Origin of the sequence: Campylobacter sp. IFREMER_LSEM_CL2127, from assembly GCF_025771745.1 — a bacterium.
Lineage (GTDB): Bacteria > Campylobacterota > Campylobacteria > Campylobacterales > Campylobacteraceae > Campylobacter_D.
The window spans coordinates 12,379-26,317 of the sequence record NZ_JAKMQV010000010.1 but is presented as its reverse complement, the minus strand read 5'-3'; the positions used below and the strand labels follow the sequence as shown (position 1 = coordinate 26,317).

General features: G+C 27.1%; 14 protein-coding genes and 1 tRNA gene. 6 read left to right on the top strand and 9 right to left on the bottom strand.

The annotated features are described in order from the left end of the window. Window positions 1–17: 17 nt before the first annotated feature. Window positions 18–209, bottom strand: coding sequence for a mini-MOMP protein (locus L8V77_RS06575; protein ID WP_039627274.1), 192 nt, complete (start codon window positions 207–209; stop codon window positions 18–20). Between the two features lie 74 nt (window positions 210–283). On the opposite strand from L8V77_RS06575, the gene L8V77_RS06570 reads away from it, so the two are divergent. Then, window positions 284–1,621, top strand: coding sequence for a coproporphyrinogen III oxidase family protein (locus tag L8V77_RS06570; RefSeq protein ID WP_263679321.1), 1,338 nt, complete (start codon window positions 284–286; stop codon window positions 1,619–1,621). Window positions 1,622–1,644: 23 nt separating this feature from the next. Here L8V77_RS06570 and hemJ read toward each other — a convergent pair whose 3' ends face one another. The 3 genes from hemJ to glmM are packed head-to-tail and all read right to left on the bottom strand — an operon-like array spanning window position 1,645 to window position 3,873. Further along, the gene (gene hemJ / locus L8V77_RS06565) at window positions 1,645–2,094 is read right to left on the bottom strand and encodes a protoporphyrinogen oxidase HemJ (RefSeq protein WP_263707235.1); all 450 of its coding nucleotides are present in this window, start codon (window positions 2,092–2,094) and stop codon (window positions 1,645–1,647) included. Next, window positions 2,088–2,543: a signal peptidase II gene (lspA, locus tag L8V77_RS06560; RefSeq protein ID WP_263707233.1), complete on the bottom strand. Its 456-nt coding sequence runs from the start codon at window positions 2,541–2,543 to the stop codon at window positions 2,088–2,090. Before lspA ends, hemJ begins: the two co-directional genes overlap by 7 nt. Then, window positions 2,536–3,873, bottom strand: coding sequence for a phosphoglucosamine mutase (glmM, locus tag L8V77_RS06555; protein ID WP_263707232.1), 1,338 nt, complete (start codon window positions 3,871–3,873; stop codon window positions 2,536–2,538). The genes lspA and glmM overlap by 8 nt, the downstream gene beginning before the upstream one ends. Window positions 3,874–4,004: 131 nt before the next feature. Here glmM and L8V77_RS06550 point away from each other — a divergent pair, with 131 nt between their 5' ends. The 3 genes from L8V77_RS06550 to L8V77_RS06540 all read left to right on the top strand — a co-directional run bounded on the left by L8V77_RS06550 (window position 4,005) and on the right by L8V77_RS06540 (window position 6,488). Next, window positions 4,005–5,180, top strand: coding sequence for a YdgA family protein (locus L8V77_RS06550; RefSeq protein ID WP_263707231.1), 1,176 nt, complete (start codon window positions 4,005–4,007; stop codon window positions 5,178–5,180). Continuing rightward, complete coding sequence (locus L8V77_RS06545) at window positions 5,177–6,367, top strand: replication-associated recombination protein A (RefSeq protein WP_263690487.1); 1,191 nt, start codon at window positions 5,177–5,179, stop codon at window positions 6,365–6,367. The genes L8V77_RS06550 and L8V77_RS06545 overlap by 4 nt, the downstream gene beginning before the upstream one ends. Before the next feature lie 45 nt (window positions 6,368–6,412). Further along, a tRNA-Val gene (locus L8V77_RS06540) sits at window positions 6,413–6,488 on the top strand. A gap of 31 nt (window positions 6,489–6,519) precedes the next feature. Here the strand turns inward: L8V77_RS06540 and L8V77_RS06535 are convergent. From L8V77_RS06535 to L8V77_RS06520, 4 genes are all read right to left on the bottom strand, one after another. Then, window positions 6,520–8,514 (bottom strand): AlwI family type II restriction endonuclease, encoded by a 1,995-nt coding sequence (locus L8V77_RS06535; protein WP_263707230.1) that lies wholly within the window; start codon window positions 8,512–8,514, stop codon window positions 6,520–6,522. Between the two features lie 7 nt (window positions 8,515–8,521). Next, the gene (locus L8V77_RS06530; protein WP_263707229.1) at window positions 8,522–9,439 is read right to left on the bottom strand and encodes a DNA adenine methylase; all 918 of its coding nucleotides are present in this window, start codon (window positions 9,437–9,439) and stop codon (window positions 8,522–8,524) included. Then, window positions 9,424–10,443, bottom strand: coding sequence for a DNA adenine methylase (locus tag L8V77_RS06525; RefSeq protein WP_263707227.1), 1,020 nt, complete (start codon window positions 10,441–10,443; stop codon window positions 9,424–9,426). The genes L8V77_RS06530 and L8V77_RS06525 overlap by 16 nt, the downstream gene beginning before the upstream one ends. 164 nt (window positions 10,444–10,607) lie before the next feature. After that, on the bottom strand, window positions 10,608–11,228 hold the full coding sequence (locus L8V77_RS06520; RefSeq protein WP_214115518.1) for a DUF305 domain-containing protein: 621 nt from the start codon (window positions 11,226–11,228) through the stop codon (window positions 10,608–10,610). Between the two features lie 120 nt (window positions 11,229–11,348). On the opposite strand from L8V77_RS06520, the gene L8V77_RS06515 reads away from it, so the two are divergent. Beyond that, window positions 11,349–11,981 carry a hypothetical protein gene (locus L8V77_RS06515; protein WP_257938969.1) on the top strand — a complete coding sequence of 211 codons (633 nt, stop codon included), beginning with the start codon at window positions 11,349–11,351 and terminating at the stop codon, window positions 11,979–11,981. Window positions 11,982–11,983: 2 nt separating this feature from the next. On the opposite strand, the gene ruvC is transcribed toward L8V77_RS06515, so the two are convergent. Continuing rightward, window positions 11,984–12,460: a crossover junction endodeoxyribonuclease RuvC gene (ruvC, locus tag L8V77_RS06510; protein WP_039619511.1), complete on the bottom strand. Its 477-nt coding sequence runs from the start codon at window positions 12,458–12,460 to the stop codon at window positions 11,984–11,986. Between the two features lie 123 nt (window positions 12,461–12,583). Between ruvC and dnaA the strand changes: the two genes are divergently transcribed. After that, window positions 12,584–13,912 carry a chromosomal replication initiator protein DnaA gene (dnaA, locus tag L8V77_RS06505; protein WP_087684857.1) on the top strand — a complete coding sequence of 443 codons (1,329 nt, stop codon included), beginning with the start codon at window positions 12,584–12,586 and terminating at the stop codon, window positions 13,910–13,912. Window positions 13,913–13,939: the final 27 nt, after the last annotated feature.

Here is a 13,939-nt window from a genome sequence, read left to right as displayed (position 1 = left end):
TCTTTAAGGCTTAGTTGTTAATGCATTTGAATTTGAATTCTTTGATTAAAATTATTATTTCCTCTATCTTTTGGGCTATTATGCTCAAAACGATAACGCATACTACCTGAAACATTAACATCTTGGAAAATTTCATCTAAAGGCGCAGAATTTGACACACTTATAAGCCCTAATAAAAACACAAAAAATGCTATAAAAATCTTTTTCATTATAAAGCCTTTGTAAAAATATGATACAATTATAGTCTTTTTAAATAACTACAAAATGAAAATTTAGGAAAAATATGAATTTTTTACAAAACTTAGCTCTTTCTTACTCACACAAAGCTATGCAAAAATCTTTAGAGAATGGTTTTGATGTGAAACTTTTAAAAGAAGGACAAGAAAAAAAAGTTAATCCAAAAAAATCTTATATGCTTTATGCTCACATACCATTTTGTCATACTTTTTGCCCATATTGTAGCTTTCATAAGTATTATTACAATGAAGATTTAGCAAAAAGATATTTTGAAAGTTTAAGAGAAGAAATCAAACAAGTCAAAGATAAAGGATTTGATTTTACTTCTATGTATGTGGGTGGTGGTACTACTTTAATCAACGAAGAAGAGCTTGCTAAAACTTTAGAACTTTGCAAAAAATTATTTAACATCAAAGAAATTTCTTGTGAAACCGATCCAAACCATATTGACCCGAAAAAATTAGAAATGTTTAAAGGGCTTATAGATCGTTTAAGTTGCGGTATACAAAGTTTTGATGATGATACTTTAAAAAAAGTAGCAAGATATCATAAATTTGGTTCAAGTAAAGAACTTCAAGAAAAACTCTCTAAAGCCATAGGCGTGCTTCCTATTATGAGTCTTGATTTGATTTTTAATTTTCCTTCTCAAACCAAAGAGCAATTGCTCAATGATTTAGAAATAGCTAAGAGTTTAAAACCTCAACAAATCACAACTTATCCTTTGATGAAATCTAATTTAACTAAAGATAATATCGCAAAAACTTTAGGAGTAAGTTTTAAAGATAATGAATTTGAGTTTTATAAAATCATTGTAGATTTTTTCAAAGATTATGAAAGAAATAATGCATGGTCATTTTCTTTAGAAAAAAGTAGCTTTAATGATGAGTATGTAAGTAGCCATCATGAGTATTTAGGCGTGGGAAGTGGGGCTTTTAGCTTTTTAGATGGAGAACTTTTAATCAATGCTTTTAATTTAAATGATTATTCTAAACTCATCAAAGAAAAACAAAATGCAAATATTGCTAAAGCTAATTTTGGCAAAAAAGAAATCATCAAATATGTCTTTTTAACCGAAATGTTTACCGGTAAAATCGAAATTGATAAATTTAACAAAACTTTAGATTGTAATTTAGAAAAAGATCTTTTTATCGAACTTTTAGGCCTTAAACTAAGTAAAGCTATAAAAAAAGAAAACAATACTTTATATACAAGTGAATTTGGACGTTATTTGTTTATGGTCTTGATGAAAGATTTTTACACAGGTATGGATTTGGTGCGTGCTGTATTTAGAGATGATAAACGCTTACAAGATAAAGAACGCATTAATATCATGCAAGAAAATGTTGATCCACTGGATTTTAAAAGTATGGAGTTTAAAGGATAAAAAGCCTTAAAAAAGGCTTTTTACTAAAACGGTCTTACCACCATCATAATAGCGATGATTATAAATAATATCGTTGGAATTTCATTATAAGCTCTAAAGAATTTTCCACTTTTTTGGCAAGTATCATTTTGAAGTTGTCTATAATAATAATAATTTTGCAAATGATAAATGATCAAAAGTAAAGCACAGGTTAATTTAGCATGCATATATCCACCTACCATTAACACATCTTTATTAGCCATCATCATCAAACTTCCAGTGATTGCAGTAGCTATCATAGCAGGAGTTTGGATATAAAAATACAATTTTCTTTCTTGAATTTTCACCACTTCCACAAAGCCTTTATTGTCTTTATGCTCTGTATGATAGACAAAAAGTCTTGGCAAATAAAACAATCCAGCCATCCATGAAACAAAAGCCAAATAATGCACCATTTTAATCCATAAATACCATTCATTCAAAAAATCTAACATTTTTCTCCTTTTTTATTAAAAATTTCTTTTATTAAAATCAAAGCTACGCTAATGTTTATCATCACATCAGCAAAATTAAACACAGCAAATTCAAACCACTTATGCCAAAATACAAAATCCACTACACCTATATGCACAAAGCGATCAAGCAAATTTGAACACCCAGCAGATAGCATAATAGCAAAAGCGATCAAATGTGTTTTAAGAAACTCTTTTTGATAAAGCAAATACCCAAACAAAGCCAAAATAAAAACAAGCTGTATGTATTTTAAATACTCTCCTAAAAATGCAAACATTGAAAAGGCTACACCAGTATTATAGGTTAAAACTAAATCAAAAAATTCACCCTTATACTCAAGCCCTTGTAAAAACAAACACTTGCTTGCTTGATCTAATATAAAAATCAAAGCAAAAACAAGCCAAAATTTTAAAGGCAAGATTTTAAGCATTCAATGCTTTCATAAAAAAGCTTTCAACAGCTTTCATTTCTTTTTCTAAAAGCTTAATGTCTTTTGCTTCAAGTAATAAGCGTATTAAATTTTCTGTGCCTGAATACCTAAACAAACTAGCAATTCCTTTTTTTTCTAAATCTTTTTTCAACTCATCTAAACCTGCAAGCTTGCTTAAGTCTTTTTTCTCTGAAATTTTAAGATTATGCAAAAGTTGTGGGTAAGGCTTAACTTGATTTAAAATTTCACTTGCACTTTTTGCCTCACTAAGCATTAAAGCACTAAATTGCAAAGCAGCTACCAAACCATCTCCGGTTTTTGCATAGTCACTAAAGATAATATGCCCGCTTTGTTCCCCACCAAAATTTCCACCACATTCTTTGAGTTTTTCAAGCACGTATTTATCGCCTACATTGCAAGTTTCATGTATGATTTTATGTTTAGTTAAAAACTCTTTTAAAGCACCATTACTCATTATAGTGCTAACTACACTTGATTTTAACTTGCCTTGTTTTTTCAAAAATAAAGCTAAAACACCCAAAAGACTATCTCCATGAGCTACTTCGCCTTTTTCATCCACAACAACCAAACGATCTGCATCCCCATCAAAAGCAAAGCCCACATCTGCTCTAAATTTCTTTACTTCCAAAGCTAAATTTAAAGGATGCAATGCTCCACAATTTTCATTGATATTTAAACCATTTGGCTTATCATTGATCACAATCACATCTGCACCAAGTTCTTTAAAAACCGTAGGTGCTACCTTATAAGAAGCTCCATGAGCCACATCTAAAACAACGCGCAAAGATTTTAAAGTCAGCTCTTTAGGAAAAGAATTTTTTATAGAAACAATATATCTTCCTATCACATCATCAATTCTTTTTGCTTGACCAATTTGTGATTTTGTTGTTCTTGCTTCTTCTATGAGTTTATCATTAAAATAAATTTCTTCTATTTTTGCTTCTGCTTGCTCATCAAGTTTATTTCCATGTGCATCAAAAAATTTAATGCCATTATCATAGTAAGGATTATGCGAAGCTGATATCATAATACCTGCATCACAACGCATATCTTCAGTTAAAAACGCAATAGCAGGTGTTGGCATAGGACCTATTTCTATAACATTATATCCTATAGAAGTAAGTCCTGAAACGATAGCATTTTCTATCATATAACCGCTTCTTCTTGTATCTTTTCCTACTAAAATATTGTTTGTAAGGGCTTTGTCTTTAAAATAAATTCCAGCAGCCATAGCCAAACGCATTGCTAAAAACGAATCCAAAAATTCCCCTGCTTTACCGCGTACTCCATCTGTTCCAAAAAGTTTCATTTTTTTACCTTTGATTTTAAATAGTGCAATTATAAGAAAAAAAGTTAAGTAATGTATAAATGTGAGAATTTTATAAGCATTAGTTAGTAATAAAAATATATAATTTTTAAAATTTCACTTAAGGAAAATGAATGAAAAAAATCATCGCAGGTGTTGTAGTAGTTGTTTTATTAGTTATAGGGTTTTTTGCCTCAGCTTCTTACATTAACACTATCAATGGAAAAATATTTGCTCAAATGAGCCAAGATACAGCATATTATAGTGTTGAAGATGCTAACTATACCAAAGGACTTTTAAACTCCAAAGGAAGTTTTATAGCTACACTAAATGACTTGCCTTATAGTTTTAAAGTGAATGTAGATTTTTCTAATAATTTTTTTGCAAGTAATAATGCCATCGTTTCTATTTTAAATGAAAATGAAGACTTAAAAGGCATTTTCCCAAATGAAGAAATCTTTAAAATCTTAGTTAGTGCAAAAGGTGGAGACATTAACATCAATGCAAAAATAAACGATATTAATTTTACCCGCAATGATACAAATTTAGTTTTAAATAATACATCTTTTAAGATTACAGGTTCTGAGGAATTTGTAAAAAATATGGAGCTTAATCTAGGTTATGTTTTATTAGAACAACTATCTCATGAAGAAAAATTAGAAGCAAAAAATATCAAAATTTCTGAATTTCCTATACAAAAATTAAGTTTTAATGATATCTTTAGCCCTAGTAGAAATAGTGAGCAAAATATAAGCATTGATAGTGCTAATTTTATAAGTTCCATTGCTTTTGACTTTGATAAATTAAAAATTTTTGCAAAAACAGCTCAAAATGCTCAAAATGATTATGATAGTGTTTTAAAACTAGATTTAGCTAAATTTAACCTTGCAAATGAAAACTTTATACTAAATAACATTAACTTAGATATGAATTTTAATAATCTTTCTAAAAAAGCTTATGATAGCTTAGTGCAAAACTCAAATACTGATATTTTTTCTATGATGCTTTTAGCAAGTCAGTTTTTAAAAGCAAACCCACAAATCATCTTAAATAACCTAAGCTTTGAAAAAAAAGGTAAAAAATTTGATGCAAATGGACAAACTATTTTCACTGAAAATAATATAAAATCACAATTTCACGCAAACACTGAAATTCTTCCTAGTCAAATTTGGCCTGATTTTGCAAATTTTGATACTTATTTTGTAGATAATAATGGCTCTTATGTGCTTGATTTTATCTATGATGATTCTAATAAAAGTGATGTTACAACTATCATTAATGGTGAAAGACTCATCATAGATCCACAATGACAAATTTAAGCTTAACTTTTCGTCCTAAAACTTTAGATGAGGTTTTAGGACAAGAAAATTTAGTAGAAATTTTTAAAAAATTCATACAAGTTTCAAAACTCCCTCATAGTATATTTTTTGGCCCAGCAGGTTGCGGGAAGACTTCTTTTGCAAGAGCAATAGCGTATGAGTATAAACTAGACTTTTATGAGTTTGATGGAGGAAATTTTAAACTTGAAGAGCTTAGAAAAATACTAAGTAATTATGAAAATTCTTTATATAAACCTTTGATATTTATCGATGAGGTGCATAGACTTTCAAAAACCCAACAAGAAATGCTTTTAATCCCTTTGGAAAATCAAAAATGCCTTTTCATAGGTGCAAGCACTGAAAACCCTTACTTTACTTTAACTTCAGGCATAAGAAGCAGAAGTATGCTTTTTGAATTTAAAGGTTTAGAATATAAAGACTTAGAAAAACTTGCCACAAAGGTACAAGAAAAACTCCAATGTAAAATTGATGATGATGCCAAAGACTTTTTAATCACTTCTAGTGCAAATGATGCAAGAAGTTTTTTAAATTTATGTGAGTTTGCTTTGGCTTTAGATAGCACTCATATCACGCTTGAAACTTTGAAAAAATTAAGAGCAAATGTTTTAAGCGATGGCACTTCAAGTAAAGATACACACTATAGACTAGCTAGTTCTATGATAAAAAGCTTAAGAGGAAGTGATGTAGATGCGAGTTTGTATTATCTTGCGAGGTTGATTGATGGGGGTGAAAGTGCGGATTTCATCGCTAGAAGATTAGTAATATTTGCAAGTGAAGATATCTCAAATGCAAACCCACAAGCACTTAATCTAGCCACAAGCACACTCATAGCAGTAAAAAACATAGGCTATCCTGAAGCTAGGATCATCTTAGCTCAATGTGTGGTATTTTTAGCAAGTTCGCCCAAGTCAAACTCAAGCTATCTTGCTATAAATGAAGCGCTAAATTATGTGCAAAACAATCCTGCGTTAAAAATACTTCCTTATCTTGATAATAACAACCCTCAAAGAAAAAACTACCTTTATCCACATGATTTTGGTGGCTGGGTTAAGCAAAGATACCTAGAAAAAGATTTGAAATTTTATCATAGTAAAGGCATAGGTTTTGAAGCGCAGCTAGACTTATGGCTAAACGATATGAAAAAAGTTAAAAAGTGATTTTAAGCACAATGTAAAAATATTTTTATATAATTTTCATTTTTTGGTTCCGTAGCTCAGTTGGTAGAGCACCACCTTGACATGGTGGTGGTCGTTGGTTCAAATCCAATCGGAGCCACCATTTTTTATTTCTTTCAATCAGATCTATGAATTTAATTTTTTAGTTTATCTTTTATATATTTTTCATACCATTCATCAGCATCTAATTCATCCAAATTAGCCTCATATGCTTCATCAAACAAAGAATAAAGTTCACTATATTTTTTATTATTTTTTATGATATTTTTTAATTCAATTGTTTCCAAAGGTATAATTTTCATTCCTTTAATTTTATTTGTACTATCACAAGTATCATAATATGTAGAATTTTTACGATTTCTAAAATCACTTAAAACATTTATGTCTAAATGTGTAGTTGAAAAAACACAATAAGAATTTATGTTTCTTGTTGCCAAAAGATGCTGTCCCAAATGTCTTGAAACAGGCTCCATTTCTGCTCTTCGTTGATTTGTTTTATCTGTGAGTGTTGCTTCTAGGAGCAAAGTATGTTGTGGATAAAATTCATTTTCTTCGTATTCATAAACAATATCTGCTTCACCGCCACCTGCATGAGATATAGGAAGAAAATCTGCATCCATAGATAATTTCATATAATCTAAAATTTTACCTTTTCTTGCACTTATTTTGTACCATATAATACCTAATAAATATTCATATATAGTAGGAATATCAGCATTATTTGTAATATATTCTTTTATTATTTCATCTTCTCTTATTTCAAGATTATTTAACAATTCTATAAGTTTTTCATCATTAAATTTTTCATCAATTAACTTGTTAAATCTTTTATATCTTTGCTTTTCATACTCATTCATTGCATCATCAAGTGTTGAAATATTAAGTCCAAATTCACTATTTATAGAATCTATAATAATATTATCGCTTGATACAAAAAATGATGAAATTTCATTTAATTCACAGTCTTTATATAAATTTTTATCTGAGATAAATGCATTTTTATATAAATCTTCTATTGCTGTTTTAAAAAAATATTTTGGAATTATGTCAAGTTCAACTTTATTATTTCTAAATAAGAATATATTACTAAGCCCTAAATAACGTCGATTTAAATCAGCATAATCTCTAAGAGTAGCTTTTGCCTTTAATAAATGCAACACTTTAAAAAAAGCTAATTTAAATTCATCCTCATTAGAAACTTTATCAAAAATACTAGGATTTAAAACATTACAAAGCTCTTTCTTTATCTTTTTTGTAGTTATTTTAGTAGTAAAAATAAATTTACTCCATAAGTTTTTTAATTTTAATTTTCTTATAATGTTATATAACTTTATCAATGAATTTTCATCTTTTTGTTTCTGTAAAAATATAGCTTTCAATATTTCATAAACTTCAAAATAATCTAAATCATAACTTGGACTTTTTCTATTCATTCCTATTTTACAAATTACATCTTTGTTAATTTGTTTTGAAGCTAAAAACCACTTTAATGCTTCTTGGTAATTTTCCATTTCCATTAAACGATTTATAATAATATCATCTATATTTATTTTATCATTTCTTAAATATGAAATTTGTGTTAAAATTTGTTCTGTATATTTTTTATTCGTACAAAGTGGAAGAAGATATACAAATTCATCATATTCTAAAAATTGATGTTTATTAAGTAGATAAAGTGCAATTATAAAAGGTTTAACACTTTCATTTTCTATAATAATATTAGTTTTCAAAAGTTGTTTTAAATATATAAAACTATCTTTTGAAATTTGCAAAAGATTATCTGTACTAAAATCTCTGCTTTCACTGACTTGTAAAAGTTTATACCCTACTTCTGTTAATTTTCTATTATTATCAATTAACCCTATATCAACGAGCCCTGAAGTTTTTTGTCTTGCATCTTTATCCTTATTATTTGCAACTCCAATAACAAAACCATTATCTTTTAAAAAATCATAGTAATTAGATTGTAAAATTCTATTACCTATCCATTGTTGTCCTATATTTTTTGGTAGTTGCCAAAAATCATTAAGTAATTTTAATTGAAGTTCAATATTTTTATTAAAATTCTCAGTTCTAAAACTTGTAGTTCCTAAACTCCAGCAATAACTTTTATACCTAAAATTTTCCATTTTATTCCTAATAATTAATAATTAATACCTCATCACTTATAAAATTTTTATCTTTAATTTGATAATTAGAATTTGAATATTTATGTTTTAAATGATGAATTTTATATTTTTTATTTTTTAACCAACGCTTTAATATTTCATTAGTTTTTCCTTTACTAGATAAAACATTTGAAAGAGCAAATCTTATATTTTGATTGTCTAATTTTTCTAAAAAATCAAGTAAGTCTTTTTCATCATTCTCACTCCAACTACTATTTTCATTATAGGTTGCACAAGTAATTAAATAAGGTGGATCAATATAAACAAAATCATTTTTTTCTAAATTTTGAATATTAAAATTTCTAAAATCAATACAAGAAAAATAACAATTTTGTTCTTGTATTCTTTCAATAAAATTAATAAGTTTTTGTTCCATTTTAGCATTAAAATCTCGTTTTCCAACAGGTAAATTAAAATTACCTTTTGAATTAAATCGGATTTGATTATTGAATGCATAAACAATCATCACATAAAACATTATATAATAATCAAAAGATGTATTATTTTTTGTATTAAAATCATTTCTAAGCTTTAAATAGCCATTTTTATTATACTTACTCAATCCTTTAGAGCTATCACATTTGTAGAATTCATATCCATACTTACTAACAATGGACAAATCATATTTCTCAATTATTTTATAAATTTGTTTTAAAATATTTTCACTATCCATTTTTTTAAAAAAATTATACAAATCATAGAGTTTTATATTGATATCATTATATATTGTCTTTTTACTTTTTACATTTAAACCTACATTGCAACCCCCGCAAAACAAATCAATAAAAGTATTAATATTCTTAGGAAATAATGGCAAAATTTGAGGAAGTAATTTAAATTTTCCACCAGTATAATTTAGTGGCGAAGCAATTAACGGCATTTGCATAAAAACAACCTTTCATAATTGTCTTTAATATTTGATTTACCTGTACTAAATGCTTTGTGTTCTTGAGAAAAAATACTCACTTCACCTCTTGTGCTTAATGACTGTATTATAACTTCATCACTTATCTTCGCATTTGAACGATTATTACCTTTAGTAGACATATTATTATAAGATAATAATATATATTTTGCATTTATATTTGATATTAAATTAATAAAAGTATCATTTGCAGTATTACTACAATATTTACTTTTAATCATACTTCTATCCATTTTACGGGCTACACCAAAAACCTGTGGTTTTTTCCAAGTAGCTATATTTTCTAATAAATGATAAGTGTCACTATATTGTCTAGAATTATAAGGAGGATCAATATAAATTAAATCTGCATAAATTTCTTTTATAAGTTCATTTGCATCTTTGTTAAAACATTGATTATTAATGTTTAATTTATTATAAAATTGTGGTAGAGTAAGATTAATTTCATTAACTAATTTTGCATTTTTTCTATAAGCATCGTAATGTCCACATGTAGCTGCTATTTTATCCATTGCATATATTAATGAAGTAATTAAAATAGCTTTTTCTTTTTCATTAATTTTATTACTTTCTTTTAAATTGTCAATACTTTCACGAATAAAACCTATTTTAGAACAAACTTTAGCACTGAAATAAGTATCAGCAAAATTTTCTCTCATATAATTATTTTCATTTTTGTCATATTTATTAAAATCATCTAACAAAAATTTTATTTTATCTTTATCATAATTTTCAGGACTAAACCATGCAACATTGCAAAAATAATTACTTTGTAAAATATCGTTTGTATAAATTGTTTTATCTATAAATGCACTAGCAACTACTCCCGTTCCTGAAAATATATCAGCAACAGACCTTATATTTTTACAGTTTTTATTTGTAATATTTAAAATAAATGGCAAAAGCTTTGTTTTATTACCTAAATAACGACGAGCACTAATATTAAAACTTGATAATGTAGCCATTAATATCCAGAATATAAATTTTATATAATTATATACTAAACTATATAAGATATATTGAATTTTAAATAAAAACTAGTATTTAATTAATATCTAAATATATTATTACCTTTATTTTTAATAAAAGCAATAATATATTATTAGAAATTTTACCAAACTACCTATTTTTACATATATTTTAATAAATTTGTAAATTCTTGAATTTCTTTTTCTTGATCTAAGATGATTTTTTTCGCTATATCAGTGATAGTTTTGTCTTTAGAATAAAATAAAATTTGTTTTGAAGCATCTACCGCGCCTTGATGATGTGCTATCATCGCTTCTAGAAAGTCTTTATTGATGTTTTTGCTTTCTTTAACCGAGCTCATTAAAATCATCATTTTTTGCATTAACTCTTTTTCTTCTTGGACAAATTTTTTATAAGTTTCTTCATCAATTTGAGTTTTTGTATAAAGATTTTTATCTAGAATTTCTTGAAATTCTTGGATTTCTTTTTCTTGAGCTTTGATGATATTTTGAGCGATTTTTTTCATCTCTTCACTTTTTGTATGTTCTAACAAAATCTTAGATGAATCAATAGCACCTTGATGATGTGGGATCATATTAGCTAAAAAATCTCTTTCTATGTCATTGCTTTGTACTAAAGGATTTTTCATCATAGGTTCATGCATACTCATCATGATTTGTGATGAAATACTTCCAGAAGCTCCATGATGAGCATGATGAGAATTTGCAGCAAATAAAGCACTTGCTAAAACTAAACTTGAAACTATAGTTTTTATTTTCATTTTTTTCCTTAAATTTTTAATTTAAAATCAAAAATATATAAAAATATCACAAACTAAAATTAACAAAAAAATTCAATTTTTTTTTGTTATAATTTATTTAAAAATACACAAGGATGGAAAATGCTTAGAGAACTACTTGAGATAAAAAAAGAAATGGAACCTATAATTCATGATTGTTCAGTAAAAATTCAAGTAGCCGCAAGAGAAGTAATCGTAAGAAAAAGAGAATATGAAATTTATGGGCCTATGATAGATAGAGTATATCTTGATAATGCCATTTATATTAAAATTTTTGGTAGTGGGCGTGATACAAAAAGCACAAAAGTAGATATTAAAAACGGCCTATATATGGTGTATGTAGCTCCTGATAAACCAACTAATCAAGAAATCATGAATAAACTAAAAATCGCATTTGAAAGTATAGATAATAAATTCATTTCAAGAATTTTAGAACTCAATAGAAGAATGAAAGAAGTGATTAATAAAACCCAAGCAACCTTAGCAAAAGCATCTAATATGAATGTTTTAATAGAAACTAATCTAGGCGAAGCAAGTGCAGCACATAAGTTTGTAATCACTATCAAATATTTAAAAGATAATCAAAAATTAGAATTAAAAAATTCAAAATCTGCAGGTAGCTTTAGAGATACCAAAAATCACATTAACTTAGTAGTAGAAAAAAGTACTGATTCAGCTATATGTGAAAAACTTTTACATGATGTTGAAATTTATTTTATAGGAAATGGAAAATAAAATTACTTTTTAACTCTCAAATTTGCTAAATGCGTCAAAGCCACTGCAATAGCATCTGTAATATCAAGTGGCTTAATATCTTTTGAAATTCCAAGCAATCTTTTTACCATAAAAGCTACTTGCTCTTTAGTGGCTTTTGCTTTACCTGTTACGGTTTTTTTCACTTGTAAAGGTGTGTATTCTGCAAATTCTCCATGAGTTTGTAAGATTTTTAAACTCAAAGCTCCACGAAATTGAGCTAACTTTAAAACCGTTTTTGGATTATAAGCAAAAAATATATCTTCTATAGCTACCTCATCAAATTGATGATTTTTAAATATTAAATCAAGTCCTTCACATAATTCTGTGATTTGATACTGCAAATCATTAGGTTTGATTTTGATAAGCCCTGCTTCTATGAGTTGATTTTTATTATTAATCCTTTCTACAATAGCATATCCACAATACCTAGAACCAGGATCTATCCCTAAAACTTTCAAACTTTTCACCTTTTTATTCACATAGATGTGAAATTTAAATTTTTTATGTGAATAATTTTAACCATTTTTTATAAAAAATAAGCTAGAATTTTAAGTTTTACATCATAATTTATAAGAAAAATAATGAATATAAAAGATTTTTTACTTGAATTTAAAACTGAAATTAGTAATAACGAATACAATACTTACATTTCTCACTTACAATTTAGTGAAAAATTAAGTAAAAATAATATCTTAGTATTTATCGCACCAAATCATTTTTTGGCTAAATTTATACAAACAAAATACGCACAAAAATTAGCTTATTTTTATGAAGTAAAAACAGGAATTAATCCTCAAGTTAAAATCATTACAAATGATCAAAAAGTAGAGAAAAAACATTTTTCTACAGATATTTCACAGATTAAATTTCAAAGCACTATTTTAAATCCTTCTTTTACTTTTGAAAGTTTTGTTGTAGGAGATTCTAATCAATTTGCCTATGCAACCTGCAAAGCCATTACCGATAAAAGCAAACTTGGAAAATTATACAACCCTATCTTTATCTATGGCCCTACAGGACTTGGAAAAACTCACTTGCTCCAAGCTGTCGGAAATGTGTGTTTGGATAATGGATATAAGGTTATTTATGCTACAAGTGATAATTTTATCAATGATTTTACCATGCATTTAAATAACAAAACCATGAGTAAATTCCATGAAAAATATAAAAATTGCGATGTTTTACTCATCGATGATGTGCAGTTTTTAGGTAAAACAGACAAAATTCAAGAAGAATTTTTCTTTACTTTTAATGAAATCAAAGAAAAATTTGGACAAATCATCATGACAAGTGATAATCCTCCAAATATGCTAAAGGGCATAACAGAACGCTTAAAAAGTCGTTTTGCAAATGGGATCATCGCAGATATCACTCCACCTCAGCTTGATACAAAAATCGCAATTATCAAGAAAAAATGCGAATTTAATGCTATTTATCTTAAACCCGAAGTCATAAGCTACATCGCTACTTCAATGGGAGATAACATCCGAGAAATAGAAGGCATGATTACAAATTTAAATGCTCAAGCAAGACTTTTTAACCAAGAAATCACTTTAGAAATTGTTAAAAGCTTTATGAAAGATCACATTAAAGAAACAAAAGAAAATATTAGTGTTGAAGATATACTTGCTGATGTTTCAAAAAGCTATAATCTTAAACCTAATGATATAAAATCAAATAAAAAAACACAAAATATCGTTATGGCAAGAAGGGTTGTGATATTTTTAGCAAGAGAACTAACGACTATGTCTATGCCTCAACTTGCTAGATTTTTTAATATGAAAGATCACACCGCCATTTCACATAATATTAAAAAAATTCAAGAACTAATGAGTGAAAATGAAAACTTAAAAGCCATAGTAGAAGAATTAAGAAATAAAATTTTGACAAAAATAAAAAGCACCCTGTGAATAAAAGTGAAAAACAAAAAATTTTAT